Raw genomic sequence first — 25,968 nt, 5'->3', positions numbered from 1 at the left:
AAGGTATGGGACAGAAGACAAATCCAATTGGTAACAGATTAGGTATCATCAGAGGATGGGATTCAAACTGGTTTGGTGGTAAAAACTACGGTGATAGAATCGCTGAAGACTACAAAATCAGAAGATACCTTGAAGCAAGATTATCTAAAGGTGGAATTTCAAAAATCTATATTGAAAGAACACTTAAATTAGTAACTGTAACAATCACTACTGCTAGACCGGGACTTATCATCGGTAAAGGAGGTCAGGAAGTTGACAAGTTAAAAGAAGAATTGAAGAAACTTACTAAAAAGGATATTCAAATCAACATTTTCGAAATCAAAAGACCTGAGCTTGACGCAGTATTAGTTGCAGACAGTATCGCTAAGCAAATCGAAAACAGAATCTCTTACAGAAGAGCTGTAAAAATGGCTATCGCTTCTACAATGAGAATGGGTGCTGAAGGTATCAAAGTTCAAATCTCTGGTAGATTGAACGGTGCTGAAATGGCAAGATCTGAGTCTTTCAAAGACGGAAGAATCCCATTGTCTACTTTCAGAGCAGATATCGACTATCATATCGGTGAGGCATTAACTCAGTACGGTAAGTTAGGAGTTAAAGTTTGGATCATGAAAGGAGAAGTTTACGGTAAGAGAGATCTTATGCCATTAGTAGGACAACAGAAGAAAGGTGGTCCTTCAGGAGGTGGAAACAGAGGAGATAGAGATAACAGAAGACCTTCAAGAGATAAAAAAAATAATTAAAAAAATTTTAGAGGATAGTTTTTAAATGACCGTTACTTTTTTAAAATCTAAATTCTAAAATCTAAAATTTAAGAAATTATGTTACAACCAAAAAGAACCAAATTCCGTAGAGTTCATAAGATGAAAATGAAGGGGATTGCTCAAAGAGGTAATCAACTTGCTTATGGAACTTTCGGAATCAAAGCAACAGAAGGTGCTTGGATCACTGCAAGACAAATTGAAGCTGCACGTATCGCTGCAACAAGATATATGAAGAGAGAAGGTCAACTATGGATCAAAATCTTCCCAGATAAGCCAATTACTAAAAAACCAGCGGAAGTACGTATGGGTAAAGGTAAAGGTGCTGTGGAATATTGGGTAGCTGTAGTAAAGCCAGGTAAAATTATGTTTGAAGTTGGAGGAGTATCTTACGAGATCGCTAAAGAAGCTTTAAGACTTGCTGCACAAAAATTACCGGTAGTTACCAAATTTGTAGTTGCTAACGATTTTGTTAAACCTCTTTAATCTCTGAATATTATGAAACAAGCTGAAATTAAAAATCTAAGCCTTGAAGATGTTCAAGCTAAATTGACTGAAGCTAAAGCTCAATTTTCAAAAATGAAATTGGCTCACAAAATCAGTCCACTTGAAAATCCGATCCAAATCAGAGATTTAAGAAAAACAATCGCAAGATTAAATACTGAGTTAACTAACAAACAATAATATTCCTTTTTACAATGGATAGAAATTTAAGAAAAGAAAGAATCGGAGTGGTTTCCAGCAATAAAATGGAAAAAACTATTGTTGTTAGTGAAACGACTAGAGTAAAACACCCGATGTACGGTAAATTCGTTTTGAAAACGAAAAAATATACTGCACACGACGAAAACAACGAATGCGCAGAAGGAGATACAGTTCTTATCCAAGAAACTAGACCTTTAAGCAAGAGTAAGAGATGGAGATTAGTAAGAATCATTGAAAAAGCTAAGTAATAATGTTACAAACAGAATCAAGATTAAAAGTTGCTGATAACACAGGTGCAAAAGAAGTACTAGTTATTAGAGTTCTGGGAGGAACCAGAAGAAGATATGCTTCAGTTGGTGATAAAATCGTAGTTACTATTAAAGATTCTACACCATCAGGAAACGCAAAAAAAGGTCAGGTATCTAAAGCAGTTGTAGTAAGAACTAAAAAAGCAGTGAGAAGAAAAGATGGTTCATACATCAAATTCGAAGACAATGCTTGTGTTTTACTAAACGCTGGAGGAGAAATGAGAGGAACACGTGTTTTCGGACCGGTTGCTCGTGAGTTGAGAGACAAAGAATATATGAAAATCATTTCATTAGCTCCTGAAGTACTTTAATTTTAAAAATTTTTAAAAGAAATGTCAAAGTTAAAAATAAAAAGAGGAGATAACGTAATCATTACTACTGGTAAAAAAGATATCAAAGGTAAAACTGGTGAAGTTATTGAAGTGATCAAAAAAGAAGGAAAAGACCCTAGAGTAATCGTTGCAGGACTTAACATCGTTAAAAAACACGTTAAGCCTTCAGCTTCAAATCCTCAAGGAGGAATTACTGAAAAGGAAGCTTCTCTTCATATCTCAAACGTAGCTTTAGTTGGTAAAGACGGAAAAGCTATCAAAATCGGTTACAAAATCGAAGGAGATAAGAAAGTAAGAATCAACAAAAAAACGGGTGAAACTTTATAATTTTAAATAACACATGGAATATATAGCAAGACCCAAAAAAGCATATAAAGAAACGATTGTTCCTGCAATGATGGAAGAATTCGGATACAAATCAGTAATGCAAGTACCAAGACTAGAGAAAATTATTTTATCTCAAGGTTTAGGAGACGCTACTGCTGATAAAAAGATCATCGATTATGCTGTAGAAGAACTTACAAATATCACTGGTCAAAAGGCTGTTGGTACTATCTCTAAGAAAGATGAAGCTGCTTTCAAATTAAGAAAAGGTATGCCTGTAGGTGCTAAGGTAACTCTTAGAGCTACAAAAATGTACGAATTCTTAGACAGATTAACTTCTTCTGCTTTGCCACGTATCAGAGATTTTTCTGGTATCAAAGCTGATGGTTTCGACGGTAGAGGTAACTATAACTTAGGTATTACTGAGCAGATTATCTTCCCTGAGATCGCAATCGACAAAGTAAAGAAAATCCAAGGGATGGACATTACTTTCGTTACTACTGCGAAAACAGACAAAGAAGCTAAAGCATTATTAACTCACTTCGGTTTACCATTCAAAAAGAACTAAGAAATGGCTAAAGAATCAATGAAAGCGCGTGAGCGCAAAAGAGAAGCTACTGTAGCTAAATACGCTGAAAAAAGAAAGGCTCTTAAAGAAGCAGGTGATTATGAAGGACTTCAAAAATTACCAAAAAACGCTTCACCTGTAAGATTACACAACAGATGTAAATTAACAGGTAGACCAAGAGGTTACATGAGAACTTTCGGTATTTCAAGAGTAACTTTCAGAGAAATGGCCAACAACGGTCTTATCCCGGGAGTGAAAAAAGCTAGTTGGTAATAATTACTAATTAAAAATCGGGACAATTAAGTTGTCGAGATACTAAAGAAATAAATATCAGACCTAAGATTTTCTGAAGTCTGATATTTTAATCTTCAAGTCTTTTCAAAACTGATTGTTCTTTAACCAATAATTTAAAACAAAGAAATGGTAACAGATCCAATTTCAGATTTCCTAACTAGAGTAAGGAACGCACAAAGCGCAGGCCACAAAGTGGTGGAAATTCCTGCATCGAAAATCAAAAAGGAGATTACAAAGATTTTATTTGATCAAGGGTATATCTTAAACTTTAAGTTTGAAGAGAACGCTGTTCAAGGAAACATCAAAATCGCTTTGAAGTACGATAAGCAAACCAACAAACCAGCTATTAAATCTATCCAAAGAGCTTCTAGACCAGGTTTGAGACAGTACAAAGGTTCAGGTGAACTTCCAAGAGTACTAAACGGTTTGGGTATTTCTATCATCTCTACTTCTAAAGGAGTAATGACTGACAAGAAAGCTAGAGAAGAGAAAGTAGGCGGTGAAGTAATCTGCTATGTTTATTAATTTTTAATCAAAGGAAAATGTCAAGAATTGGTAAAGCAATTATAACAATTCCAGCTGGTATCACAGTTTCTGAAAAAGAAGGTGTAGTTACAGTAAAAGGTCCTAAAGGAGAACTTTCTCAGGAGCTTACAGAAGGAATTACAATTGAGCAAAACGAAGGTACGTTAACTGTTAACAGACCATCTGATGCTAAACAACACAGAGCACTTCACGGTTTATACAGAGCGTTAATCGCTAATATGATCGTTGGTGTAAACACTGGTTTCGAAAAGAAACTAGAATTAGTAGGGGTAGGATACAGAGCTTCTCATGCAGGTCAAAAACTTGAGTTAGCTTTAGGATTCTCTCACGGTATCGTTTTAGAACTTCCTAGCGAAGTGAAAGTTGATACATTGACTGAAAAAGGTAAAAACCCAATTATTACTTTAACGTCTCACGACAACCAACTTCTAGGGATGGTAGCTGCAAAGATCAGATCTTTCAGAAAACCTGAGCCATACAAAGGAAAAGGTGTGAAATTCGTAGGAGAAATTGTAAGACGTAAAGCTGGTAAATCTGCTTAATAAAATTTAAGAAAATGGCACTAAGTAAATTAGAAAAAAGAATAAGAATCAAAAGAAGAGTAAGAGGAAAAATCTCTGGATCTGCTGATTTGCCAAGATTATCTGTATATAAGAGTAATAAGGAAATTTACGCTCAGTTAATCGACGATAAAGACGGAAAAACTTTAGCTTCAGCTTCTTCTAGAGAGAAAGGAGTAGACGCTAACGGAACAAAAAGTGAAGTTTCTGCTGCTGTAGGTAAAGCAATCGCTGCTAAAGCTCTTGCTGCAGGAATCGAAACTATTGTATTTGATAGAAACGGATTCGTATATCACGGAAGAGTTAAGGCTCTAGCTGATGGTGCGAGAGAAGGAGGACTTAAATTCTAATCATTAAATTTCGGAAATATGTTAGGACTAGATAATATAGAAAGAGTAAAACCGGGAGGATTAGAACTTAAAGATCGTCTCGTAGCTGTTAATAGAGTAACAAAAGTAACTAAAGGAGGTAGAGCTTTCGGATTTTCTGCAATTGTTGTTGTAGGAGACGAAGCTGGAACTATCGGTTTTGGTTTAGGAAAATCTAAGGAAGTTGCTTCTGCTATTGCTAAGGCGGTAGAAGATGCTAAGAAAAACTTAGTAAAAGTTCCTGTAATGAACCATACTATCCCTCACCAGACTACTGCAAGATACGGTGGTGCAGATATCTTCTTGAGACCTGCTTCTCACGGTACAGGTCTTATCGCAGGTGGTGCGGTAAGAGCGGTATTAGAATCTGCTGGTATTCACGATATCCTTTCAAAATCTAAAGGATCTTCAAACCCTCACAATGTAGTAAAGGCAACTTTCAAAGCATTGTTAGACATCAGAAGACCAGAAGAAATTGCAAGAATGAGAGGAGTTTCTCTAACTAAAGTGTTTAACGGTTAATAAATAAACAATGGCAACAATTAAAGTAAAGCAAGTAAGAAGCGCTATTGGTAGAACAAAAACCCAAAAGAGAACGCTTGAAGCATTAGGATTTAAGAAACTTCACCAAGTTGTAGAGCACGAAGCTACTCCTTCTATTTTAGGAATGATAGCTGCAGTTAGTCACTTACTTGAAGTTCAAAAATAATTTTTAAAATAATTTTAAAATGAATTTAAACAACATAAAGCCTGCTGCAGGTTCTACATTTAGTTCTAAAAGAATTGGTAGAGGACAAGGTAGTGGAAAAGGAGGTACTTCTACAAAAGGTCACAAAGGTCAGAAAGCAAGAGCTGGTTATTCTCAGAAAATCGGTTTTGAAGGAGGACAGATGCCTTTGCAAAGAAGATTACCTAAATTCGGTTTCAAAAACGTAAACAGAAAAGAATATAGAGCTATTAATCTTGATGATATCCAAATTTTAATTGAAAATAATTCTGTAACAGGAGATATTACAAAAGAAGTTTTGGTACAGCACGGTCTAGCTACTAAAAATGAAATAGTGAAAATTATGGGGAGAGGAGAATTGAAGTCTGCGATTTCAATTACTGCTGACAAATTCACTAAATCTGCTGAAGAGCTTATTGCTAAAGCAGGTGGAAAAGCAATTACCTTATAATAATTACTAATGAAAGAATTTATACAAACCCTCAAAAATATTTGGAGTCTTAAGGAACTTAGAGATAAAATTCTATTTACTTTAGGGATTATCCTTGTGTATAGATTCGCATCTTTTATCTCTTTACCTGCGATTAACCTTGCAGAAGTAGGAGATCTCTTAGAGCATTATAAAAATCAAGGCGGTAACAAGCAAGGAGCAGGTCTCCTTGGCTTGCTTTCGTCGTTTACAGGAGGAGCTTTCAGCCACGCTTCTGTAATGGCGTTGGGTATCATGCCTTATATTTCTGCTTCTATTATTGTTCAGTTGATGGGGATGGCAATTCCTTATCTTCAGAAACTTCAAAAAGACGGAGAGTCTGGTAGAAACACATTGAATCAAATTACTAGATGGTTAACCATTGGGGTTTGTCTTGTACAGGCACCTTCTTATTTAACTTCTATTACTCAGTTGTTCTTACCATATGCTCAGTTCCAGTCTGCATACTTTATAGATCCAAACTCTATTATGTTCTGGTTACCAAGTATTGTTATCTTGGTTGCAGGTTCTGTATTTGCAATGTGGTTAGGTGAAAAAATTACCGATAAAGGTATTGGAAATGGTATTTCTATCCTTATTATGGTAGGTATTTTATCTAGATTACCAGAAGCATTTGTACAAGAAATTGCAGTACAAAACGGAAAAGGAGGATTAGGTTCTATCATGATTATGATTGAAGTAATATTCTGGATGTTGGTGGTTCTTTTAGCAGTAGTATTATCTGTTGCGGTAAGAAAAATCCCTATTCAGTATGTAAGCAGAGCTCAAGCAAGAGGAGGTGTAAATAGAAATCTAATGCAAGGAGCGAGACAGTGGATTCCGCTAAAAGTTAATGCAGCCGGTGTAATGCCGATTATCTTTGCTCAGGCATTGATGTTCGTACCTGGTTTGTTGACCAAAGTAGATGAGTCTAATACTTTTCTTGCAGGTTTCAAAAATGTTTTTAGCTGGCAATACAACGTATTGTTTGCGCTATTAATTATTATCTTTTCATTTTTCTATACCGCAATTACAATTCCGGTAAACCAAATGGCCGATGATCTTAAGAGAAATGGCGGTTTGGTACCTAAAGTAAGACCCGGTAAAGAGACTGCTGATTACCTAGATGATATTTTATCAAAAATTACCTTGCCAGGTGCGATATTTTTATCTATCTTTGCAGTCCTTCCAGCAATAGTGCATGGAAGTCTTGTTCAGACAGATGCGTTCGCCCTATTTTTTGGGGGAACTTCGTTGCTAATTATGGTTGGGGTAGTATTAGATACTGTTCAACAGATTAACACTTATCTGCTGAATCATCATTATGATGGCTTAATGCAGTCTAAATTATCAAGATCGACTGGATATTAATTTATGGCAAAACAAAAACATATCGAACAAGATGGCGTTATAACGGAAGCACTTTCGAACGCTCAGTTCCGTGTAGAACTAGAAAATGGGCATGTACTTATTGCTCATATCTCTGGTAAAATGCGTATGCATTATATTAAACTATTACCTGGTGATAAGGTAAAATTAGAAATGTCTCCTTACGATCTTTCAAAGGGGAGAATTACATTTAGATATTAAACAAACGCCAAATGGAATCTTCGGATCTCCATTTGGCTCTTGTTGAAAATAAATATTTTCAAATGAAATCGTAGATTTTATTTGGTTATTGAAAAAATATAAATATTTCAAATGAAAGTTAGAGCATCAATTAAAAAAAGAAGTGCTGATTGCAAAATCGTTCGTAGAAAAGGCGTTCTATTTGTAATCAACAAGAAAAACCCAAAATTTAAACAAAGACAAGGCTAAATTATGGCGAGAATTTCAGGTATTGATTTACCAAAAAACAAAAGAGGTGTTATCGGTTTAACTTATATCTATGGAGTTGGAAGAAGTACTTCTTCTGAAATCCTTAAGGCTGCCGGTATCAGCGAAGACAAGAAAGTCAACGAATGGAATGACGATGAATTGGCTGCAATCAGAAACTATATCTCAGAAAACATTAAAGTGGAAGGAGAGCTTAGATCTGAAGTGCAATTGAACATCAAGAGATTGATGGACATAGGATGCCAACGAGGAATACGTCACAGACTAGGACTACCTTTAAGAGGCCAGAGAACGAAAAACAACTCTAGAACCCGTAAAGGAAAGAGAAAAACTGTTGCTAACAAGAAAAAAGCAAGTAAATAATCGTTAGGAATTATGGCAAAACAAACTAAAGTAGTTAAAAAAAGAAAAGTAAAAGTTGAGGCTATAGGAGAAGCGCATATTCAAGCTTCTTTCAATAACATCATCATTTCTTTAACAAATAAAAGCGGAGAGGTTATCTCTTGGGCATCTGCCGGTAAAATGGGGTTCAGAGGTTCTAAAAAGAACACTCCTTTTGCTGCTCAAATGGCAGCAGAAAATTGCTCTACTGTAGCTCACGAAGCGGGTCTTAGAAGAGTAAAGGTGTATGTGAAAGGTCCAGGTGCAGGTAGAGAATCTGCTATCAGAACTATTCACAATTCAGGTATCGAAGTTAGCGAAATTATTGACGTTACTCCTATGCCACACAATGGATGTAGACCACCGAAAAGAAGAAGAGTTTAATTTTTAGAATTTACCCATTATGGCAAGATATATTGGACCTAAAACTAAGATTGCTAGAAAGTTTGGTGCTGCAATCTACGGAGATGATAAAAACTTCGAGAAAAGAAAAAACCAACCGCCAGGACAACACGGTCCTAACAAAAGAAGAGGAGCAAAGAAATCTGAATATGCTGTTCAGTTAATGGAAAAGCAAAAAGCTAAATATACTTACGGTATTTTAGAAAGACAATTTGCTAACCTTTTTGAAAAAGCTCACAGAAGTAAAGGTGTAACAGGTGAAGTTCTATTACAACTTTGCGAATCAAGATTGGATAACGTTGTTTACAGATTAGGTTTTGCTAAAACTAGATCTGGTGCAAGACAATTAACTTCTCACAGACACATTACTGTAAATGGTGAGATCCTTAACATTCCATCTTATTTAGTAAAAGCTGGTGATGTAATCGCTGTAAGAGAAAAATCTAAGTCTCTAGAGGTTGTTGCTGATGCTTTGGCATCAAAAGCAAACTATGAGTGGTTACAATTCAACGACGAGAAAAAAGAAGGTACCTTCATTTCTGCTCCTGAAAGAATCCAAATCCCGGAAGACATCAAGGAACAGCTTATCGTCGAACTTTACTCTAAATAATTTTTTAATCAATTTTTTGCTCAACCCAACAATATGGCAATTTTACAATTCATAAAACCCGATAAAGTAATTCTACTTAACTCTGATGAATTTAAAGGTCAATTCGAATTTCGTCCTTTAGAACCAGGTTTCGGGCTTACAATCGGTAATGCTTTGAGAAGAGTGTTGCTTTCTTCTCTGGAAGGATACGCTATTTCATCTATCAAAATAGAAGGTGTAGAGCACGAATTTTCAACTATCCCAGGAGTAATTGAAGACGTTACCGAGATTATTCTTAACCTTAAGCAAGTAAGACTTAAAGCTACAGCAGAAAACCAAGCTTCAGAGCAGGTAGTTGCTAAAGTTTCTGGTCAAACTGTAATTACTGCTGGAGATTTAGGACAGTCTATCAACGGATTTGAAATCTTGAATCCAGATTTGATGATCTGTAACCTAAACTCTGATGTTACTTTTGAAATCACGTTTAATATAGAAAAGGGAAGAGGATACGTTCCTTCTGAACAAAACAAATCAAACAATGCACCTGTAGGTACTATTGCTATTGATTCTATCTTTACGCCGATCAAAAAAGTACAGTATAGTATTGAAAATTACCGTGTAGAGCAAAAAACAGACTACGAAAAATTGGTTTTGGATATAGAAACTGATGGCTCAATAAGCCCTCAGAATGCTTTAACTGAAGCTTCTAAGATATTAATTTATCACTTCATGTTGTTCTCTGATGAGAGAATCACGCTGGAGACTGAAGCTGTGAAAGCATCTATCCAATACGATGAAGAGACACTTCACACAAGACAACTACTTAAGTCTAAATTAGCAGATATGGATCTTTCTGTAAGAGCCCTAAACTGTCTGAAAGCAGCTGAAGTAGAAACTCTAGGTGAGCTTGTTTCTTATAGTAAGTCTGATTTGATGAAATTCAGAAATTTTGGTAAAAAATCTTTGACAGAACTAGAAGAATTGGTGCATTCAAAAGGTCTTAACTTCGGTTTCGACGTTGCAAAATATAAATTAGACGCTGATAATTAAATAATAATGAGACACGGTAAAAAATTCAATCACTTAGGAAGAACTTCTTCTCACAGAAGCGCGTTACTTTCTAATATGGCTTGTTCTCTAATTGAGCATAAGAGAATCAACACTACTGTAGCTAAAGCGAAAGCTTTAAGAGTATATGTTGAGCCTCTATTAACAAAGGCAAAAGAAGATACTACACACAATAGAAGAATTGTTTTCGCATATCTTCAAAGTAAAGAAGCAGTTACTGAACTTTTCAGAACAGTAGCTCCTAAAATCGCAGAAAGAAACGGAGGTTATACAAGAATCATCAAGACTGGTTTCAGACAAGGTGATGCTGCTGATATGGCCCTTATCGAGCTTGTTGATTTCAACGAACTTTACAATCCTAATGCTGAGGAGAAAAAGACGACAAGAAGAAGTAGAAGATCTACTACTGCAAAAGTAGCTGTTGAAGCTGCTCCTGTAGCAGAAGAAAAAGTTGAAGAGCCTAAAGCTGAATCAACAGATTCTACTGAAGAAAAAGCTGGAGAATAATATTCATCCGGATATAAATAAAAAACCGTTCAGATTTCTGAACGGTTTTTTTATGCTTTAAATTTTGGTTCTTTCCAGTTCGATAATATTATTCCCCTGATGAATAATTAAGCTGTCGCCTTTTACAGTAGCGGTCATATCATCTTTTTTATAAATCGTTTCATTTACTTTCGCTTCAGATTTCTCTAACACGAATGTTTTATTATTATTGGTAATAGAAACAGTTCTGTTTTTAGGATCATAGTTGAAAACCACTTTTACCAAAGATTTGTCGGTAGCTTTGTAAACATAATCTGTCTTTATGCTTTTCTTGCCATTGATATCTGTATTATAAGCAATCGTAGAATCTACAGCTCCATTATCAGCAAGAATTTCTGTGTTTGCAGAATCTGCTTTTATAATTCCTTTATTCCCTTCTTCAGATTTTTTACAGCTTGATAGCGAAAACATCAAGATGCCAATCGACAGGATAAGTTCTTTTTTCATTGAGTTTATTTTTGATATTATTAATTTAAATTAATTGCCAAATTTTCTTTAAATTTAATAAAAACAAAAAACAAACCAATAACCTCAACTCGAAATTCTATTATTACACAAAAGTGTAATTGTTTCTGTTTTGTTTTCTGTTGAAATTTGTCTTTACAAAAACAAAAAATATGAGCATTTCTATCGCCATAGTAGAAGACGAAAAAAACTACAACAATGCGTTGAAGAAAGTCATCGATTATCAAAATGATATGAAGGTGATTGCTCAGTTTTTTGACGGAAATACTGCTCTGAAAAAATTATCTAATATTTCTCCGGATGTAGTGATGATGGATATCCAACTTCAGGATATTCTCGGTATTGATATTATCGGAAAGTTGAAGATAGAGATGCCTAACACACAATTCATCATGTGCACAAGCTTTGATAATGACGAAATGATTTTCAATTCTCTTAAAGCCGGAGCAATGGGCTATCTGATCAAAGGGGAAAGCATGGATAAAATCCTGAGCTCTATTCGCGATGTCTATAATGGTGGTGCACCCATGAGTTTTTCAATTGCAAGAAGAGTTTTAGCTCATTTTGAAAAAAAAACAATTGAAATAAAAGATCTTGAAGAGCTTACAAAACGGGAGACTGAGATCGTAGAACTTTTATCTCAAGGACTTTTATACAAAGAAATTGCAGATAAACTATTTATAAGCATTGATACCGTAAAAAAACACGTCGGAAATATCTACAGAAAACTTCACGTCAATAACAAAGTGGAGGCTATTAATAAATTTAACCATTTTAAAAACTAGAAATTATGAAAAAAATTAAACTTCTTTTGAATGTAATAATTCTTTTATTAATCACAAGCTGTAATGGAAATCAAAAATTTTTGAAAGAGTTACAAGAGATAACCCAATTAAAGCCACAATATGATCCAGTACCTCCTGACGTTGCTGCAAAAATGGAAAGTTCATTTAAAGGGAAAACATTTCTTGAACTAGATAAACAAAAATTATTGAATGGTGATGAGTTTATTTTAGAGAAAAAAGAATGGCTGGAAATCTGTAATTTTCTTCAAAGCAATAATAAAGTATCAGTAATTCGGCTTTATTTTGTTCAATTTGATAGTAATTTAAATAGTAAATACGCTTCTTTAAAACCTTATGATGGCAAACTTTATATTTTGCTAGGTTATTTTGACGGGACTGGGAAATTAATTAATGACAAATATTATGGAATGATGTCTGTGAATTCTGGGACGGTAGAAATTATACCCGATGATTTTCTTATAATGCATGAGAATTACAAGAAAAATATTAAACCTCATATCAATCAATACTGCATCACAAAAAATAATACAGAATATCTAAGTATTGATGTTATAGACTTTGGTATACAACAAGGAGTAATTAAAGCTCATGATAAATATGAAAATGTAAAGTTTAAAAATTTAAAATTTAAATTGTCTGAAGTAGTAGATCCAAGCAGTATTGTGATAACAAAAAGTAAAAACTATTATGTAACGAAATATAATAATGAGATTGGACAGTTAACTACATTGACTGATGCAATAGACACAGATGATAAGATAATTTCAGGATTAGATAATTATGATTTAAATTCACTTTCACCTCCAAATTAATAGAATTGAATATTTTAAATAATACGTATGAAATTGTAGTTCTGATTAATCTTTTAGTTTCAATATATATGTTGGTAAAAGGTAAATCTGAACAGCAGTTTCATTTTTATATTTATCTATCAATGGTGACTGTATTAGATATTATATTCCCAATTATTAGATTGAAGGATGTGATAAATTCTAACTATTTATTTTTCCTTTTTGTCCTAACATCATATTTGTATTTTTTTTATTTTTTTAGAGAAAATTTTCCAGAAAAAATTTATAGAAATATCTGGACATTCGTTTTTAGTGTATTTTTTGGCGTTACTTTTATTCTTCAAATCAAATATAATTTTACAGAACTTAGCTCTTTCACCCTTGCTTTGTTGCCATTGTTTTATATTTTTGGAAGCATGGGTTGGTTCGTATATATATTAAATCAAAAAGTTGAAGGGGCAATTTTTGATAAAATGTCATTTTGGATCAGTTGTGGTCTCTTAATTTGGTCTGTCTTCTTTTTGTTTAGAGGTCTTCCGATGTACTATTTCAACAATTTTGATCCTAAGTTTTTGAAAAGTATCTCAGTGATTTTCACCGTAGTTAATATTATAACATATTCACTTTTTTTCCGTAGCCTATTTTGTAAGAAATGAAAGATCTTCCTGATGAAATAAAAATGGTTTACATTATTGCACTTGTAGTAATGATGTTATTTGTGGGTTTTATAATTTTTGTAGTATTAATATACAACAGAAAACAACTTCTCTACCTCAAAGAAAAACAACTTCAAGAATCAGAATACCAAAATCAAATCCTCCAAAAAGAACTCGAAAGACAAAAATCAGTAAAAAATGAAAGAGAACGAATCTCTCATGATATGCATGATGATCTTGGAGCAGGAATTTCTGCATTGAAACTTCAGGCAGAATTTTTAAAACAACGAGCTGAAGATGAAGATTTAAAAAATGATATCGATGAACTTCTGAAAACTTCCGAAGAAATGAATATTTCAATGCGGGAAATGCTTTGGAGCTTAAATTCCGGAAATGATACATTGGGAAGCTTTATAGATTACTCAAAAATATATGCACAGAATTTTCTTAAAAAGACAAAAATTCAGCTAAGTATTGAAGAAGAAAATGTAATTTCTGAAACTACCATTACTACAGAACAAAGGAGAAATTTATTTCTGTGTTTAAAAGAAGCGTTGAATAATGCGTATAAACATAGCCAATCTAATCAACTAAAGCTTTCGTTTGTTCAAAAAGATAAAGAATTCATGATGAAAATTTCCGACAACGGAATAGGAATCGATCATGAAAAACCAGAAGGAAATGGTCTCCGAAATATGAAAAGAAGAATGCAGGAACAAAACGGCTATTGTGAAGTTACCACCGAAAACGGAACTCATTTGTTCTTCAGAATAGATTTGTAATTAATTTTTAAGCTAAATATAACAGTATCATTTTTTAATGGTGCTGTTTTTTGTTGTGAGAATCACCCGTTTGGGTAATTGACATGGAGCTTTTTTAGAAGGAACTTTGAGGTATAAATTTTAAAAAACGAGTAACCATGAAAACTACAATTGACAATACGTTTGATGATTTCAAAACAGCACTAAATAACGATCCCAAACTTCAACAGGAATTTAGAGACAATCCTGTGAGGGCAGCCGAAAATTTGGTGACAACAAACCCGAAAGATACAGATTCCTGGATTTAAAGGATCATTGTAGTATCAATGGGAATCGCAATTCTTGCAATAATAATCACATTGACAATAATGGCGATTAGCTTAGGCGAAAAACTAAATAATCAAGTGATTACGGTATTTACGGCAATATCATCAGGTGCAATCGGTGCATTAGCCGGACTTTTAGCGCCATCACCAAAAAAATAAATTAACAACTAAAAATAATTATCATGGCAAATTTTAGAATTAATGTAAGAATAGAAGGAGGCAAATCATTTATGGGATTTTATTGTCTTTTATATAGAAACGGATTACTTATGGAAGAATTTATAAGTGAGTACGGATTTGAAAAAGTTTATGATGGTTTAAATGGAAGTTATATGTTGTGTGTTTTTGGAACTAATCCAATTGCACCAAATAGAAAAACAACTATTAGAGTATACTTTAATAATGATCAGATAGAAGTAAGTAATATCTCGACCGCAACACCATCTATTCAACAAGGGAACAGAGTTAATGCAACATATTATTTTAGAACACGATAATGAAAACAATACAATTTATAATATTAAGTCTGACATTGGGAATGTCACTATGTAAAAGCCAAGTTATTCACTCAGAAGAAAATAGATCAGTATATATTTTAAAAGAAGTGAATAAATCCAAAACAGGAAACTGGAAAGATGTTTTTGCAGACTTTGGACAATTAGCTTTTAAAGATTTAACGGGTGAAAAAAAAGCGTTTCAAATTAAAACTACTCTGTATGCTTTAAAAGTGAAAGCAGATAGTAGTCAGTTTACGGATGTTAATTATGAACAGGCAAAATTTACAAGAAATTTTCAAATTGAAATAGGGGCAAATTTAGATAATGATTATAAGTTCAAGGGTTTTACCTATGGTGCTGACTGGACAATCATCAATAAACGAGATTTATCAGTTAATACTCTTTACGGATCTAATGAGCAAAATTTATATACCAATTATTCACGAGTTTTGATAGAAGCAAAAGCAAAATATTATTTTCATTTGGCAGATACAAAAGATAGCGAATTGGAATCCAAAATGAAAAAATTAGACGAAGCCATTGCTGCAAATTCAGATAAATATGTAATTCCAATTGATAATTTTCCCAAAGATTTTGTAGCTTTTCTTCCAAATGATTTCTCTGATATAGGCACTGCAATAGACAAAAGGATTTTAGATAAAATTGAAGAAATAAAATTACAACCATTGCTTTCAATTGGCTTTAGAAATACCATCCAAGAAAAATCTAAACTGTTTGACGAATATAAATTTAATCTTGTTTACTTGCATGGTTTGAAATCCCTAAAAAATATATTTGAATTAGATGTAAGAAGTGAATTTAATGCAAAAGACAGTATAGGAATAAGTCAGTATATCAAACGTAGAGAATGGAATAGCCAAATAGGATTAAATATTCAACTCTTAAAACAAAAAGAAGTTTCTCTTGTCGAATTCAAACCCAATTTCGAATTTAAAAGAATTTTCTCAGGATTAATGGATGAAGAAAAAAATAATCAGCTTTTAGCAAATGCCGATTTAAGAGTAAGGGTTCTGAAAAATCTTTGGATTCCTTTAATATTAAAGTATGATATTAAAAATAATAATTTCTTCGGATTTTTAAATGTTAGCTTCAATTTCGATGCCGTAAAAAATGAATAAGTAAATAAAAATTATATGAAAGAAAAACCTTTTTTGAAGTAATTTTAAAGAAGGTTTTTTGTTGTTTTAAATATAATTGAAAATAAAATTTGCTTGATCTTTTTTATTTTCAAATCTAAAATTATCATAATCTTAATATTAACTAAAATTTAACTCAGATAAATACAGAAATTACCTCTTCCATGCGTTCAAAATTTAAATTTTGATTAAATTTGTATAAACTATAAAATAGATAAAAAATGAGTTACATTTCTTACATAGAAGCGAGACAAATTTTGGATTCAAGAGGAAATCCTACAGTTGAAGTTGATGTATTTACGGAAGGTGGTGCGATGGGTCGTGCAGCTGTTCCTTCAGGTGCATCTACGGGAGAGCATGAAGCAGTTGAATTACGTGATGGTGGTTCAGAATGGATGGGAAAAGGAGTTTCTAAAGCTGTAGAAAATGTAAGAGAAGTAATTGCACCAGAATTGGTGGGTCTTCCTGTTTTTGATCAGAATCTTATCGACCAGATTATGATCGAATTGGATGGTACAAACAATAAAGGAAACTTAGGAGCAAACGCAATTCTTGGAGTTTCTTTGGCTGCTGCAAAAGCTGCTGCTGCTGAACTTAAAATGCCTTTATACAAATATATTGGTGGTGTAAATGCAAATACACTTCCGGTTCCAATGATGAATGTAATTAACGGTGGGTCTCACTCAGATGCACCAATTGCTTTCCAGGAATTTATGGTAATGCCGGTAAAAGCAGATTCTTTCTCTCACGCATTGAGAAAAGGAACTGAGATTTTCCATAATCTGAAATCTATTCTTCATTCAAGAGGTCTTTCTACTGCGGTAGGTGACGAAGGTGGTTTTGCACCAACTTTCAAAGGAACTGAAGATGCTTTGGATACTTTACTTCAGGCAATTGAAAAAGCAGGTTACAAACCTGGTGACGATGTAATGATCGCATTAGACTGTGCAGCTTCAGAATTCTACAAAGACGGAGTTTACGATTACAGAAAATTCCAGACTGCAGATGCGCCTCAGTTCTCAAGCAGCGAACAGGTTTCTTATTTGGCTGAATTGGCAAACAAATATCCAATCATCTCTATCGAAGATGGTATGCAGGAAAATGACTGGGAAGGTTGGAAAATGTTAACCGATAAAATTGGTGACAGAGTGCAGCTGGTTGGTGACGATTTATTCGTAACTAATGTTGAAAGATTATCAAGAGGGGTAAAAGAAGGAATTGCAAACTCAATCTTGGTAAAAGTTAATCAAATTGGTTCTCTTTCTGAAACAATGGCAGCGGTACAAATGGCTCAGCACAACAAGTTTACATCAGTAATGTCTCATAGATCTGGTGAAACTGAAGATTCTACGATTGCAGATCTTGCGGTTGCTATGAACTGTGGTCAGATCAAAACAGGTTCAGCTTCTAGATCAGATAGAATGGCAAAATATAACCAATTATTAAGAATCGAAGAAGCTTTAGGAGATACTGCTTATTTCCCAGGATTAGATGCTTTTAAAATCAAAAGATAATTCATTGAATTTATAAATAACGGCGAACGAAATTTTTTGTTTGCCGTATTTTATAATAAATAGTATATTTAAAAAAAATAAATAAAATAATGTCAGACAACAAAGTGGTATTGAATTACGACGGTAATTCGTATGAATATCCAATCGTGGATAGTACAATCGGAGACAGAGGAATAGATATTTCAAAATTAAGAGACCAAACGGGTCTTATTACCTTAGATTTAGGGTACAAAAATACAGGTGCTACATTAAGCGAGATTACATATCTTGATGGTGACCAGGGAGAATTGTTCTACAGAGGTTATCCTATCGAGCAGATCGCTGAAAAATCAAACTTCACAGAGGTAATGTATCTTTTACTTCACGGTGAATTGCCTACAAAAGAACAATTTGATACCTTCAACGGTAACATCAAAAAATATAACTTCGTAGCAGAGGAGATGAAAAAAATCATCGATGCTTTCCCTCGTTCTGCACACCCAATGGGAGTTTTATCTACTCTTACTTCTGCTTTAACAGCTTTTAACCCAAAAGCAGTTAATGTACAGTCTAAAGAAGAGATGGATCTTGCTGCTGAATTGTTGATTGCTAAATTTGCTCACCTTGCAGCTTGGACTTACAGAAAAACTCTAGGTTTACCATTAAACCACGGAGATAACAGCCTAAACTATGTAGAAAACTTCTACAAAATGGCGTTCAGATTACCAAACGAAGAGTTTGAAATCAACCCTGTGGTGACTGCTGCTTTAGATAAATTGTTAATTCTTCACGCTGACCACGAGCAAAACTGTTCAACATCTACTGTAAGAATGGTAGGTTCTGCTCACACGGGTCTTTTTGCATCTGTTTCTGCAGGTATTTCTGCACTTTGGGGACCACTTCATGGTGGTGCAAACCAGGCGGTTATCGAAATGCTTGAATTAATCGAAAAAGACGGTGGTGATGTAAATAAATGGGTTGCTAAAGCTAAAGATAAGAATGACAGCTTCCGTTTGATGGGATTCGGACACAGAGTGTACAAAAACTTCGATCCAAGAGCAAAAATCATCAAAAAAGCTGCTGACGATTTATTGGCTGCTTTAGGAATTGAAGACAAAGCGTTGGATATTGCAATGCAATTAGAAAAAGTAGCTCTTGAAGACGAATACTTCATCGAAAGAAAATTATATCCAAACGTAGATTTCTATTCAGGAATCATCTACAGAGCGTTAGGAATTCCTACAGAAATGTTTACAGTAATGTTTGCATTGGGAAGACTTCCGGGATGGATTGCTCAATGGAAAGAAATGAGACTAAAAGGAGATCCAATCGGAAGACCAAGACAGGTTTACCAAGGAGCTCAAAAAAGAGATTATATTGATATTACAAACAGATAATGTTTTTGAATTAAAATAAAAAAGACCCAAATTAATTTGGGTCTTTTTTATTTTAATTTCCATAGATATCCATATTTATCTTTAAGTGTTTTATCATCAACTATTGTTAGTTGATATTTATGTTGTAATTGATTACTTACAAGCATAATAGAGTTTCCTGTAACTTTATATGTGCAATCTTCTATAATGTCGCTGCCATATCCTGCAAAATGTGCAGTACTTTCAGATTTAAAATTTATAAAACCTGGTGAAAGCATAGGGTCGGAATTAGGTTTTTCAACCTGTTGAAGAAAGCTTTTATTAGTTAAGTTTTTCTTAGCAGCTACCGAAGTGGTAACTATTTCTGTTTTTTGATTTTCTTTTGAGCCATTAGGTTTGCAAGAATTCATTAAAAACAAAGATGTTAGACAAAAGGTCGAATAATAAATTATTTTTTTCATTTAAATTGTTATTATATTATTAATGTTTTTTCATTTTGCAATATTTCAAATTTTATACCAAATACTAAACTCTACTAAATAGCAGTGAGATATTAAATAATACTGTTAGACCTATAATATTTCATGTTATGAAATATTTATTTAAAAAAAATAACAAAGATATTGTGCTTGAAATTAAGCTGATTATCATTAATTCTATCTGCAAGCTTTAACTTCATTAGATGAAATGATTAAAGATTCACTAATGTACAAAAGTTTCAGAAAAAGCTTCATTTATTCTCGGTTGCAAAAACTTTCAGCATCACATTGGTTTCATTATATTTGCTTAATTCTCATTATTTATGAAATTAAATATTAAAAACGAAACCGGAAGACTGAGGTCTGTGGTTTTAGGTCAACCCAACTCTATGGGCGGTATTCCTACTTTGGAAGAAAGCTATGATGCAAAATCATATTACACCATAGAGCACAACATGTATCCAAAAGAAGAAGACATCATCAACGAAATGAATGCTTTTGAAGCGGTGCTGAAAAAATATGATGTAGAAGTTCTTCGTCCGGATATTATTGAAGATTACAATCAGGTCTTTGCAAGAGATGTTGCTTTTGTAATCGACGATAAAATGATTATTTCAAATGTAATTGCCGACAGAGCAGATGAACAGGAAGCTTATAAAAAGGTTTACGAAAAAGTAGCGTGGAGAAAAATTATCAATCTTCCGGAAACAGCTCACATTGAAGGAGGAGATGTAATTGTTTGGAATGATTTTCTTTTCATCGGAACTTGCTTCAGTGAAGATTATAGAAATTATAAAACGGCAAGAACCAACGAATACGCCATCGAAATTCTTAAAGAATATTTTCCTAAAAAGAGAATCATTGATCTTGAATTAAAGAAAAACGACCGAGAACCTTATCAGGGAATTTTACATTTAGATTGTACCTTCAACCCGGTTGGAAATGATAAATGTATTATTTATAAAAATGGTTTTGTAGACGAAAGCGATTACAATCTGATCATTGATATCTTCGGTGAAGAAAATTGTTTCCACGTAACAGATGAAGAAATGTTTGAAATGTTCCCAAATATTTTTTCGATTTCTCCGGAAGTTGTGGTTTCAGATAAAGCTTTCACAAGAATGAACAATCATTTAAGAGATGTTTGGGGAATGACCGTTGAAGAAATTCCTTACAGAGAAATTTCTAAAATGGGAGGCTTGTTGAGATGTTCTACAATGCCGCTAGTAAGAGACTAAATTAAATTGAAGTCTATTGAAAAAATTAGTTTTATTTTTTCTTTTGTTATCTATATTTAAAGCCTATTCTCAGCAAAAACTTAACTGGGCTGAAGTTGTATATGGAAATATTAAAGGTTTGAAAGAAAATAAAATTAAAACTTTAAAATTAAAACAAGGCAATAAAGTTCTCCGATCTATTGAAGTACTTTCAGACAAATCGATTCTGGTAAAAGATTCGTTAAATACCCAATACTTTGATTTTGATGACGAAAATCGACTGATTTCTGTAAAGTCAGTCAAAGACATGTGGCAACAACAATTTAATTTAAATTTTAAAAATAATTACGTCAATCAGCTTTCAAAAACAATTGATAATAATGGAATTGTCACCTTCAGTAAATTTTCAAAAGTATCTTTTAACAATACTTTGTATGAAGAAAGGGAAGTATACAACTTTGATCGTAAGAAAAACGATTCTCTGAATGTTTTTAGAATAAAGTATTTTTTTAATCAACAAAATCCAGATTTAAGTTATAGAGAAACTTATAACAACGGAAAGATTTGGAATAAAAAATATTTTAATCAAACCGAAGTAACGAAGGAAAAATTTGACGGTCATTTTATTGTAGATTCCATTTTACAAAAAGATTATAAAGTTACTAAATACCATTTTGAAAATTATCCCGAACACCAGAATATAAAAATTGAAAATGACTCTGTTTTAACCATTCACAAAAAATTAGGAAAAAAAGTCAGTGAAAAATTAGAATATGCATCTATTCCTTTCAGAGAAATTTTCTACGATGAAAATGAGACTATAAAAGAGAAAATCATTTATAAAAATTATCAAAACGCCTTTAATGAATGGGTTATTTGGGAAGAAATAAAATATGATGAAAGAGGAAAGGTGATTAACCGAAAATTTCCTAATAAATCTATATACAAACTTAAAAACGGAATTTTAGTTTATAGACAAAATGTCCATAGAGTCAAAGGTTGTGGTAATTCTTATACTATCAAAAACAAAATGCTATCAATGTATTATTTACAACTCTATTCTTCTTCGATATTATTTAACTTAAAATTGAATAAGAATTTCGTAGATAATTTTGATACATCATCTGTTGAAGAAGACGAAGAAGAGTTGATCTACAATTATTTAGACTTTACAGATAGTTCAAAAGTAACTGCAGATTATTCAGCATCAAAAGATGTAAAAGATGAAATTCTCAGAACTTCAAAGGGCGTAAGAAGAAAAGACAGATACGTAAAAAGATATTTCGAAGGTTTGGAAGTAGAAGCAGAAACAATGACAGGTAAAAAATATAAATTTAATCCATCTCAAAATTCTGATCTTTTATCTTTTCCAATCCATACATTTTTAACTAAAGAAGATTATTAAAAATTCAAAAACAATGCAGACAACAGATACAGTATTAATGATAGAGCCAATTGCATTCGGTTATAATGCAGAAACGGCAGAGAATAATTATTTTCAGGTAGAGCAGAAAGGTGCAGATATTCAGTCAAAAGCTTTGGCTGAATTCAAAATTTTTGTTGAAAAACTGAGAAACAAAGGTGTTAATGTAATTACCATCAAAGACACTATCGATCCTCATACTCCGGATTCTATTTTCCCAAACAACTGGGTAAGTTTCCACAAAGATGGAAAAGTGGTTTTATATCCGATGTTTGCTTCAAACAGAAGGGTAGAGCGAAGAGAAGATATTATTGAGAGTATCAAAAATCAAGGCTTTGAAGTTTCTGAAATTGATGATTGGTCATTGCCTGAAATTCAGGGACATTTTTTAGAAGGAACAGGAAGTATGATTTTCGATCATGATAACAGAATTGCTTACGGATCGGTTTCTTTGAGACTTGATGAAGGTTTATTCAGAGAGTTTTGTACTAAATATAGATTTACACCTGTTGTTTTCCATTCATTTCAAACGGTTGGCGAAGAAAGACTTCCAATCTACCATACCAATGTAATGATGTGTGTTGCCGATAAATTCGTAGTAATTTGTCTTGACTGTATTGATTCTGAATTGGAGAGAAGCAAAGTTATTGAAACCATTAAAAATTCAGGAAAAGAAATCATTGAAATTTCCGAAGAACAAATGCAGCAATTTGCTGGAAACATGCTGCAGGTGCAAAATAAAGATGGCGAAAAGTTCTTAGTAATGAGCCAAACTGCTTATCAGTCTTTAAATGCTGAACAAATTTCTAATATTGAAAAATATTGTGAAATCATTTATTCAGATTTAAATACGATTGAAGTAAACGGTGGAGGTAGTGCAAGATGTATGTTAGCTGAGGTTTTTTTACCTAAAAAATAAATTATTTTAAATTAAACAAAATAAAAACTTCTGGCTTTAATTAAGGTCGGAAGTTTTTTTATGCTTCAATCTCAAGCAACCATTAAAAAAACTTTAAATTTGTAGAAATATAAAGTTTTGATTATGAGTAAGAGATTATATTTGAGCATGGTTATACTTCTGTGTTTCTTTTCAAATGCACAGCAGAAAACCTTTTGTAACCCAATTAATATCGATTACGGTTACACGCCTTTTGAAGTTTTTTCAAAACAAGGAAAACACCGTGCAACTGCAGACCCGGTAATTGTTAATTTTCAGAAAAAGCTTTTTCTTTTTTCAACCAATCAGGAAGGATATTGGTACAGTGACAATATGCTCGACTGGAAATTTGTGAAAAGAAAATTCCTGAGAGATAATAAATATACTCACGATCTGAACGCTCCTGCAGTTTGGGCAATGAAAGATACTTTATATGTTTACGGTTCAACCTGGGAACAGGATTTCCCGATCTGGAAATCTACCAATCCAACAAAAGACGATTGGAAAATTGCTGTAGATACTTTAAAAGTTGGAGCTTGGGATCCGGCTTTTCATTATGATGAAGACAAAAATAAACTTTATTTATATTGGGGATCCAGCAACGAATGGCCTCTTTTGGGAACTGAAGTAAAAGTTAAAAATCTTCAGTCTGAAGGTTTTGTAAAACCTATTTTACGATTAAAACCAGAAGATCACGGTTGGGAAAGATTCGGTGAATATAATGACAATGTTTTCTTGCAACCTTTTGTAGAAGGAGCTTGGGTAACCAAATATAAAGACAAATATTACATGCAATACGGTGCTCCTGCAACAGAATTCAGCGGATATTCTGACGGAGTGTATGTTTCTAAAAATCCTTTGGAAGGTTATGAATACCAACAGCACAATCCTTTTTCTTATAAGCCGGGAGGTTTTGCAAGAGGAGCGGGTCATGGTGCAACTTTCGAAGATAATTATAAAAACTGGTGGCATGTTTCAACTATTTTTATTTCCACTAAAAATAATTTTGAAAGACGTTTAGGAATTTGGCCTGCAGGTTTCGATAAAGATGATGTAATGTACACCAACACTGCTTATGGTGATTATCCGACTTTGCTTCCGCGGTTTGCGCAGGGAAAAGATTTTTCTAAAGGACTTTTCACAGGCTGGATGTTGTTAAATTACAATAAACCCGTTCAGGTTTCGTCTACTTTAGGAGGTTATCATTCCAATAATGCTGTAGATGAAGATATTAAAACGTACTGGAGTGCCAAAACCGGAAATTCCGGGGAATGGTTTCAGACTGATTTAGGCGAAGTTTCTACCATTAATGCCATTCAAATAAATTATGCAGATCAGGATGTTGAATTTATGGGAAAAACGGAAGGCAAAATGCATCAGTATAAAATCTATGGCTCAAATGACGGTAAAAAGTGGAAAGTAATTGTTGATAAAAGTAAAAATACTAAAGACGTTCCTCACGATTATGTAGAATTGGAGAAACCTGCTGAAGCAAGATTTTTAAAAATGGAAAATCTGAAAATGCCTACAGGAAAATTTGCATTAAGCGGTTTCAGAGTTTTTGGAAAAGGAGCGGGTGCAAAACCTGCAAAAGTTCAGAACTTTGTTCCATTGAGAGCTGATCCAAAGAAATATGGTGAAAGAAGAAGCATCTGGATGAAATGGCAGCAAAACTCAGAAGCCGATGGTTATGTTATTTATTGGGGAAAATCTCCGGATAAATTATACGGAAGTATTATGGTATACGGAAAAAACGAATATTTCTTCACCGGAGCAGACCGAGTAGATTCTTATTATTTCCAGATTGAAGCATTTAATGCAAACGGAGTTTCGGAAAGAACAGAAGTTTTAAAGTCTGAATAATCATTAAAATATTTAATTAAATAATAAGACGCTTTGAAATTTTTCAAGGCGTTTTATTTTTGTCAATTTGCTTTAAAAATTCACTAATCGAATTGATTACAAATGGAGCATTTCTCTCATTCACCCAATCAAGATGCCCACCTGTAAATTCGAAAGATTGATTAAAAATTCCGTTTTTGTTTAAAGTTGAGTCTAAAATATTTTTTTGTGATAATGGAATTACAGTGTCATTATTTCCGTAAAAAGAAATGGTTGGTGGAGACGTTTTATTAATCCAATAAACTGGGCTTGCAAAATTTTCCATAGAAATTCCTTTAGAAAGTAGAGTTGGATCAACCAAATGATTTTCGACAAATGAATAATCATAATAATTTTTAAAACTTGGATCTGATAAATCGGCTGGACCAACGATATTTATTACTGCTTTTATATTGGCTTTACCATCAGATTTATATGAATAAAGCATTGATAAATGACCACCCGCACTGTTTCCGAGAAGAATAATATTGGGTTTGTATTTCAATGTTTTTTCTAAAAATAAAATTACTCTATTAATATCGTCTGTCTGATTTGGAATTCCGAAACGATTTTCAGAAGCTAATCTGTAATTAATGTTTGCAAAAACACTTTTGGGGAATTTCTCCATCATCGACAAAATGAAATAAGTAAGCTGAGATTTATTTCCTGCTTTCCAACCTCCACCATGAATGATGATAAATAAATTTTTATTTTGTTGAGTGTTTTTGGGAATATATAAATCTAATTTTTGTTCAGAATCATTTCCGTAAGAGACATTCATTTGTTTATCGAAAGTAATGTCTTTACTGATATTTATTGTTTTTTCTTTACAGCTAAAAAGAATTAAAACTAAAAATAAAATTATCAGATTTTTTTTCATAATCATAAATATAAACGAAACCCACCAATTTCTTGATGG

General features: G+C 33.1%; 37 protein-coding genes. 34 read left to right on the top strand and 3 right to left on the bottom strand.

Annotated features, from left to right (window positions below):
* Positions 1-5: 5 nt before the first annotated feature.
* From rpsC to rplQ, 22 genes are all read left to right on the top strand, one after another.
* Positions 6-743, top strand: a complete 738-nt coding sequence (rpsC, locus tag FDY99_RS08055) for a 30S ribosomal protein S3 (RefSeq protein WP_074230961.1) — start codon at positions 6-8, stop codon at positions 741-743.
* Positions 744-821: 78 nt separating this feature from the next.
* Entirely contained in the window at positions 822-1,247 is a 426-nt protein-coding gene (gene rplP, locus FDY99_RS08050; protein ID WP_050378488.1) for a 50S ribosomal protein L16, read from the top strand.
* A 12-nt stretch (positions 1,248-1,259) separates the two neighbouring features.
* Complete coding sequence (rpmC, locus tag FDY99_RS08045) at positions 1,260-1,445, top strand: 50S ribosomal protein L29 (protein ID WP_074230962.1); 186 nt, start codon at positions 1,260-1,262, stop codon at positions 1,443-1,445.
* A gap of 14 nt (positions 1,446-1,459) precedes the next feature.
* Complete coding sequence (gene rpsQ / locus FDY99_RS08040; protein ID WP_065400323.1) at positions 1,460-1,714, top strand: 30S ribosomal protein S17; 255 nt, start codon at positions 1,460-1,462, stop codon at positions 1,712-1,714.
* A 2-nt stretch (positions 1,715-1,716) separates the two neighbouring features.
* Positions 1,717-2,085: a 50S ribosomal protein L14 gene (rplN, locus tag FDY99_RS08035; RefSeq protein WP_034684837.1), complete on the top strand. Its 369-nt coding sequence runs from the start codon at positions 1,717-1,719 to the stop codon at positions 2,083-2,085.
* A gap of 21 nt (positions 2,086-2,106) precedes the next feature.
* A complete protein-coding gene (gene rplX / locus FDY99_RS08030) occupies positions 2,107-2,433 on the top strand; it encodes a 50S ribosomal protein L24 (RefSeq protein WP_074230963.1) in 327 nt (108 codons plus the stop codon).
* A 13-nt stretch (positions 2,434-2,446) separates the two neighbouring features.
* A complete protein-coding gene (gene rplE, locus FDY99_RS08025; RefSeq protein WP_074230964.1) occupies positions 2,447-2,998 on the top strand; it encodes a 50S ribosomal protein L5 in 552 nt (183 codons plus the stop codon).
* Between the two features lie 3 nt (positions 2,999-3,001).
* Positions 3,002-3,271, top strand: a complete 270-nt coding sequence (gene rpsN, locus FDY99_RS08020) for a 30S ribosomal protein S14 (RefSeq protein ID WP_047442254.1) — start codon at positions 3,002-3,004, stop codon at positions 3,269-3,271.
* A gap of 147 nt (positions 3,272-3,418) precedes the next feature.
* A complete protein-coding gene (rpsH, locus tag FDY99_RS08015) occupies positions 3,419-3,817 on the top strand; it encodes a 30S ribosomal protein S8 (protein ID WP_074230965.1) in 399 nt (132 codons plus the stop codon).
* A 17-nt stretch (positions 3,818-3,834) separates the two neighbouring features.
* Positions 3,835-4,380, top strand: coding sequence for a 50S ribosomal protein L6 (gene rplF / locus FDY99_RS08010; RefSeq protein WP_074230966.1), 546 nt, complete (start codon positions 3,835-3,837; stop codon positions 4,378-4,380).
* Between the two features lie 14 nt (positions 4,381-4,394).
* Positions 4,395-4,748 carry a 50S ribosomal protein L18 gene (gene rplR, locus FDY99_RS08005; protein ID WP_066679835.1) on the top strand — a complete coding sequence of 118 codons (354 nt, stop codon included), beginning with the start codon at positions 4,395-4,397 and terminating at the stop codon, positions 4,746-4,748.
* A gap of 18 nt (positions 4,749-4,766) precedes the next feature.
* Complete coding sequence (gene rpsE, locus FDY99_RS08000) at positions 4,767-5,288, top strand: 30S ribosomal protein S5 (protein WP_034678028.1); 522 nt, start codon at positions 4,767-4,769, stop codon at positions 5,286-5,288.
* A 10-nt stretch (positions 5,289-5,298) separates the two neighbouring features.
* Positions 5,299-5,475, top strand: coding sequence for a 50S ribosomal protein L30 (gene rpmD / locus FDY99_RS07995; protein WP_007839493.1), 177 nt, complete (start codon positions 5,299-5,301; stop codon positions 5,473-5,475).
* A gap of 19 nt (positions 5,476-5,494) precedes the next feature.
* On the top strand, positions 5,495-5,944 hold the full coding sequence (rplO, locus tag FDY99_RS07990; protein WP_139420575.1) for a 50S ribosomal protein L15: 450 nt from the start codon (positions 5,495-5,497) through the stop codon (positions 5,942-5,944).
* A 9-nt stretch (positions 5,945-5,953) separates the two neighbouring features.
* On the top strand, positions 5,954-7,333 hold the full coding sequence (secY, locus tag FDY99_RS07985; protein ID WP_074230969.1) for a preprotein translocase subunit SecY: 1,380 nt from the start codon (positions 5,954-5,956) through the stop codon (positions 7,331-7,333).
* A 3-nt stretch (positions 7,334-7,336) separates the two neighbouring features.
* Positions 7,337-7,552: a translation initiation factor IF-1 gene (gene infA, locus FDY99_RS07980; protein ID WP_029297754.1), complete on the top strand. Its 216-nt coding sequence runs from the start codon at positions 7,337-7,339 to the stop codon at positions 7,550-7,552.
* Between the two features lie 111 nt (positions 7,553-7,663).
* On the top strand, positions 7,664-7,780 hold the full coding sequence (rpmJ, locus tag FDY99_RS07975) for a 50S ribosomal protein L36 (protein WP_007839480.1): 117 nt from the start codon (positions 7,664-7,666) through the stop codon (positions 7,778-7,780).
* A 3-nt stretch (positions 7,781-7,783) separates the two neighbouring features.
* A complete protein-coding gene (rpsM, locus tag FDY99_RS07970; RefSeq protein WP_074230970.1) occupies positions 7,784-8,161 on the top strand; it encodes a 30S ribosomal protein S13 in 378 nt (125 codons plus the stop codon).
* Between the two features lie 12 nt (positions 8,162-8,173).
* Complete coding sequence (gene rpsK, locus FDY99_RS07965; RefSeq protein ID WP_066679832.1) at positions 8,174-8,563, top strand: 30S ribosomal protein S11; 390 nt, start codon at positions 8,174-8,176, stop codon at positions 8,561-8,563.
* 19 nt (positions 8,564-8,582) lie between these two features.
* Positions 8,583-9,191, top strand: coding sequence for a 30S ribosomal protein S4 (gene rpsD / locus FDY99_RS07960; protein WP_074230971.1), 609 nt, complete (start codon positions 8,583-8,585; stop codon positions 9,189-9,191).
* A 33-nt stretch (positions 9,192-9,224) separates the two neighbouring features.
* Positions 9,225-10,220, top strand: a complete 996-nt coding sequence (locus FDY99_RS07955; protein ID WP_074230972.1) for a DNA-directed RNA polymerase subunit alpha — start codon at positions 9,225-9,227, stop codon at positions 10,218-10,220.
* Between the two features lie 6 nt (positions 10,221-10,226).
* The gene (gene rplQ / locus FDY99_RS07950) at positions 10,227-10,745 is read left to right on the top strand and encodes a 50S ribosomal protein L17 (RefSeq protein WP_074230973.1); all 519 of its coding nucleotides are present in this window, start codon (positions 10,227-10,229) and stop codon (positions 10,743-10,745) included.
* Between the two features lie 57 nt (positions 10,746-10,802).
* On the opposite strand, the gene FDY99_RS07945 is transcribed toward rplQ, so the two are convergent.
* Positions 10,803-11,231: a hypothetical protein gene (locus FDY99_RS07945; protein ID WP_139420573.1), complete on the bottom strand. Its 429-nt coding sequence runs from the start codon at positions 11,229-11,231 to the stop codon at positions 10,803-10,805.
* A 170-nt stretch (positions 11,232-11,401) separates the two neighbouring features.
* Here FDY99_RS07945 and FDY99_RS07940 point away from each other — a divergent pair, with 170 nt between their 5' ends.
* The 8 genes from FDY99_RS07940 to FDY99_RS07910 all read left to right on the top strand — a co-directional run bounded on the left by FDY99_RS07940 (position 11,402) and on the right by FDY99_RS07910 (position 19,133).
* Entirely contained in the window at positions 11,402-12,034 is a 633-nt protein-coding gene (locus tag FDY99_RS07940; RefSeq protein WP_139420571.1) for a response regulator transcription factor, read from the top strand.
* A gap of 5 nt (positions 12,035-12,039) precedes the next feature.
* Positions 12,040-12,867, top strand: coding sequence for a hypothetical protein (locus tag FDY99_RS07935; RefSeq protein ID WP_139420568.1), 828 nt, complete (start codon positions 12,040-12,042; stop codon positions 12,865-12,867).
* Between the two features lie 631 nt (positions 12,868-13,498).
* Positions 13,499-14,284, top strand: a complete 786-nt coding sequence (locus FDY99_RS07930; RefSeq protein ID WP_139420566.1) for a sensor histidine kinase — start codon at positions 13,499-13,501, stop codon at positions 14,282-14,284.
* Positions 14,285-14,421: 137 nt separating this feature from the next.
* The gene (locus tag FDY99_RS22970) at positions 14,422-14,571 is read left to right on the top strand and encodes a hypothetical protein (protein ID WP_162304152.1); all 150 of its coding nucleotides are present in this window, start codon (positions 14,422-14,424) and stop codon (positions 14,569-14,571) included.
* 200 nt (positions 14,572-14,771) lie between these two features.
* Positions 14,772-15,086, top strand: a complete 315-nt coding sequence (locus tag FDY99_RS07925; protein ID WP_139420564.1) for a hypothetical protein — start codon at positions 14,772-14,774, stop codon at positions 15,084-15,086.
* On the top strand, positions 15,086-16,225 hold the full coding sequence (locus FDY99_RS07920; RefSeq protein WP_139420562.1) for a hypothetical protein: 1,140 nt from the start codon (positions 15,086-15,088) through the stop codon (positions 16,223-16,225). Before FDY99_RS07925 ends, FDY99_RS07920 begins: the two co-directional genes overlap by 1 nt.
* A 239-nt stretch (positions 16,226-16,464) precedes the next feature.
* Positions 16,465-17,757 (top strand): phosphopyruvate hydratase, encoded by a 1,293-nt coding sequence (eno, locus tag FDY99_RS07915; RefSeq protein ID WP_074230982.1) that lies wholly within the window; start codon positions 16,465-16,467, stop codon positions 17,755-17,757.
* Between the two features lie 89 nt (positions 17,758-17,846).
* Positions 17,847-19,133 carry a citrate synthase gene (locus FDY99_RS07910; protein ID WP_139420560.1) on the top strand — a complete coding sequence of 429 codons (1,287 nt, stop codon included), beginning with the start codon at positions 17,847-17,849 and terminating at the stop codon, positions 19,131-19,133.
* Between the two features lie 47 nt (positions 19,134-19,180).
* On the opposite strand, the gene FDY99_RS07905 is transcribed toward FDY99_RS07910, so the two are convergent.
* Positions 19,181-19,573 (bottom strand): hypothetical protein, encoded by a 393-nt coding sequence (locus FDY99_RS07905; RefSeq protein ID WP_139420558.1) that lies wholly within the window; start codon positions 19,571-19,573, stop codon positions 19,181-19,183.
* Positions 19,574-19,914: 341 nt separating this feature from the next.
* On the opposite strand from FDY99_RS07905, the gene FDY99_RS07900 reads away from it, so the two are divergent.
* The 4 genes from FDY99_RS07900 to FDY99_RS07885 all read left to right on the top strand — a co-directional run bounded on the left by FDY99_RS07900 (position 19,915) and on the right by FDY99_RS07885 (position 25,031).
* Positions 19,915-20,829, top strand: a complete 915-nt coding sequence (locus tag FDY99_RS07900) for a dimethylarginine dimethylaminohydrolase family protein (RefSeq protein WP_139420555.1) — start codon at positions 19,915-19,917, stop codon at positions 20,827-20,829.
* 16 nt (positions 20,830-20,845) lie between these two features.
* The gene (locus FDY99_RS07895; RefSeq protein ID WP_139420552.1) at positions 20,846-22,213 is read left to right on the top strand and encodes a hypothetical protein; all 1,368 of its coding nucleotides are present in this window, start codon (positions 20,846-20,848) and stop codon (positions 22,211-22,213) included.
* Between the two features lie 13 nt (positions 22,214-22,226).
* Entirely contained in the window at positions 22,227-23,150 is a 924-nt protein-coding gene (gene ctlX, locus FDY99_RS07890) for a citrulline utilization hydrolase CtlX (protein ID WP_139420550.1), read from the top strand.
* A 123-nt stretch (positions 23,151-23,273) separates the two neighbouring features.
* The gene (locus FDY99_RS07885; protein WP_185148719.1) at positions 23,274-25,031 is read left to right on the top strand and encodes a discoidin domain-containing protein; all 1,758 of its coding nucleotides are present in this window, start codon (positions 23,274-23,276) and stop codon (positions 25,029-25,031) included.
* Positions 25,032-25,074: 43 nt separating this feature from the next.
* Here FDY99_RS07885 and FDY99_RS07880 read toward each other — a convergent pair whose 3' ends face one another.
* Complete coding sequence (locus FDY99_RS07880) at positions 25,075-25,929, bottom strand: alpha/beta hydrolase (protein ID WP_139420548.1); 855 nt, start codon at positions 25,927-25,929, stop codon at positions 25,075-25,077.
* Positions 25,930-25,968: the final 39 nt, after the last annotated feature.

Origin of the sequence: Chryseobacterium mulctrae (genome assembly GCF_006175945.1) — a bacterium.
GTDB lineage: Bacteria > Bacteroidota > Bacteroidia > Flavobacteriales > Weeksellaceae > Chryseobacterium > Chryseobacterium mulctrae.
Note: the sequence above shows the minus strand (reverse complement) of the source record. Positions and strands in the feature narration are given on the sequence as shown.

Excerpts from the sequence above, each read along its gene's own strand:
- rpsH (WP_074230965.1), top strand. The coding sequence starts at position 3,419 with ATGGTAACAGATCCAATTTCAGATTTCCTAACTAGAGTAAGGAACGCA.
- rpsK (WP_066679832.1), top strand. The coding sequence starts at position 8,174 with ATGGCAAAACAAACTAAAGTAGTTAAAAAAAGAAAAGTAAAAGTTGAG.
- FDY99_RS07935 (WP_139420568.1), top strand. The coding sequence starts at position 12,040 with ATGAAAAAAATTAAACTTCTTTTGAATGTAATAATTCTTTTATTAATC.
- eno (WP_074230982.1), top strand. The coding sequence starts at position 16,465 with ATGAGTTACATTTCTTACATAGAAGCGAGACAAATTTTGGATTCAAGA.
- rpmD (WP_007839493.1), top strand. The coding sequence starts at position 5,299 with ATGGCAACAATTAAAGTAAAGCAAGTAAGAAGCGCTATTGGTAGAACA.
- rplQ (WP_074230973.1), top strand. The coding sequence starts at position 10,227 with ATGAGACACGGTAAAAAATTCAATCACTTAGGAAGAACTTCTTCTCAC.
- rpsQ (WP_065400323.1), top strand. The coding sequence starts at position 1,460 with ATGGATAGAAATTTAAGAAAAGAAAGAATCGGAGTGGTTTCCAGCAAT.
- rplE (WP_074230964.1), top strand. The coding sequence starts at position 2,447 with ATGGAATATATAGCAAGACCCAAAAAAGCATATAAAGAAACGATTGTT.
- rplO (WP_139420575.1), top strand. The coding sequence starts at position 5,495 with ATGAATTTAAACAACATAAAGCCTGCTGCAGGTTCTACATTTAGTTCT.
- rpsD (WP_074230971.1), top strand. The coding sequence starts at position 8,583 with ATGGCAAGATATATTGGACCTAAAACTAAGATTGCTAGAAAGTTTGGT.
- FDY99_RS22970 (WP_162304152.1), top strand. The coding sequence starts at position 14,422 with ATGAAAACTACAATTGACAATACGTTTGATGATTTCAAAACAGCACTA.
- FDY99_RS07910 (WP_139420560.1), top strand. The coding sequence starts at position 17,847 with ATGTCAGACAACAAAGTGGTATTGAATTACGACGGTAATTCGTATGAA.
- FDY99_RS07905 (WP_139420558.1), bottom strand. The coding sequence starts at position 19,573 with ATGAAAAAAATAATTTATTATTCGACCTTTTGTCTAACATCTTTGTTT.
- FDY99_RS07930 (WP_139420566.1), top strand. The coding sequence starts at position 13,499 with ATGAAAGATCTTCCTGATGAAATAAAAATGGTTTACATTATTGCACTT.
- infA (WP_029297754.1), top strand. The coding sequence starts at position 7,337 with ATGGCAAAACAAAAACATATCGAACAAGATGGCGTTATAACGGAAGCA.
- FDY99_RS07945 (WP_139420573.1), bottom strand. The coding sequence starts at position 11,231 with ATGAAAAAAGAACTTATCCTGTCGATTGGCATCTTGATGTTTTCGCTA.
- rplF (WP_074230966.1), top strand. The coding sequence starts at position 3,835 with ATGTCAAGAATTGGTAAAGCAATTATAACAATTCCAGCTGGTATCACA.
- FDY99_RS07900 (WP_139420555.1), top strand. The coding sequence starts at position 19,915 with ATGAAATTAAATATTAAAAACGAAACCGGAAGACTGAGGTCTGTGGTT.
- FDY99_RS07920 (WP_139420562.1), top strand. The coding sequence starts at position 15,086 with ATGAAAACAATACAATTTATAATATTAAGTCTGACATTGGGAATGTCA.
- rpsC (WP_074230961.1), top strand. The coding sequence starts at position 6 with ATGGGACAGAAGACAAATCCAATTGGTAACAGATTAGGTATCATCAGA.
- rpsN (WP_047442254.1), top strand. The coding sequence starts at position 3,002 with ATGGCTAAAGAATCAATGAAAGCGCGTGAGCGCAAAAGAGAAGCTACT.
- rpmJ (WP_007839480.1), top strand. The coding sequence starts at position 7,664 with ATGAAAGTTAGAGCATCAATTAAAAAAAGAAGTGCTGATTGCAAAATC.
- FDY99_RS07885 (WP_185148719.1), top strand. The coding sequence starts at position 23,274 with ATGAGTAAGAGATTATATTTGAGCATGGTTATACTTCTGTGTTTCTTT.
- ctlX (WP_139420550.1), top strand. The coding sequence starts at position 22,227 with ATGCAGACAACAGATACAGTATTAATGATAGAGCCAATTGCATTCGGT.
- FDY99_RS07880 (WP_139420548.1), bottom strand. The coding sequence starts at position 25,929 with ATGAAAAAAAATCTGATAATTTTATTTTTAGTTTTAATTCTTTTTAGC.
- secY (WP_074230969.1), top strand. The coding sequence starts at position 5,954 with ATGAAAGAATTTATACAAACCCTCAAAAATATTTGGAGTCTTAAGGAA.
- rplR (WP_066679835.1), top strand. The coding sequence starts at position 4,395 with ATGGCACTAAGTAAATTAGAAAAAAGAATAAGAATCAAAAGAAGAGTA.
- FDY99_RS07940 (WP_139420571.1), top strand. The coding sequence starts at position 11,402 with ATGAGCATTTCTATCGCCATAGTAGAAGACGAAAAAAACTACAACAAT.
- rplP (WP_050378488.1), top strand. The coding sequence starts at position 822 with ATGTTACAACCAAAAAGAACCAAATTCCGTAGAGTTCATAAGATGAAA.
- rpsM (WP_074230970.1), top strand. The coding sequence starts at position 7,784 with ATGGCGAGAATTTCAGGTATTGATTTACCAAAAAACAAAAGAGGTGTT.
- rplX (WP_074230963.1), top strand. The coding sequence starts at position 2,107 with ATGTCAAAGTTAAAAATAAAAAGAGGAGATAACGTAATCATTACTACT.
- rpmC (WP_074230962.1), top strand. The coding sequence starts at position 1,260 with ATGAAACAAGCTGAAATTAAAAATCTAAGCCTTGAAGATGTTCAAGCT.
- rplN (WP_034684837.1), top strand. The coding sequence starts at position 1,717 with ATGTTACAAACAGAATCAAGATTAAAAGTTGCTGATAACACAGGTGCA.
- rpsE (WP_034678028.1), top strand. The coding sequence starts at position 4,767 with ATGTTAGGACTAGATAATATAGAAAGAGTAAAACCGGGAGGATTAGAA.
- FDY99_RS07955 (WP_074230972.1), top strand. The coding sequence starts at position 9,225 with ATGGCAATTTTACAATTCATAAAACCCGATAAAGTAATTCTACTTAAC.
- FDY99_RS07925 (WP_139420564.1), top strand. The coding sequence starts at position 14,772 with ATGGCAAATTTTAGAATTAATGTAAGAATAGAAGGAGGCAAATCATTT.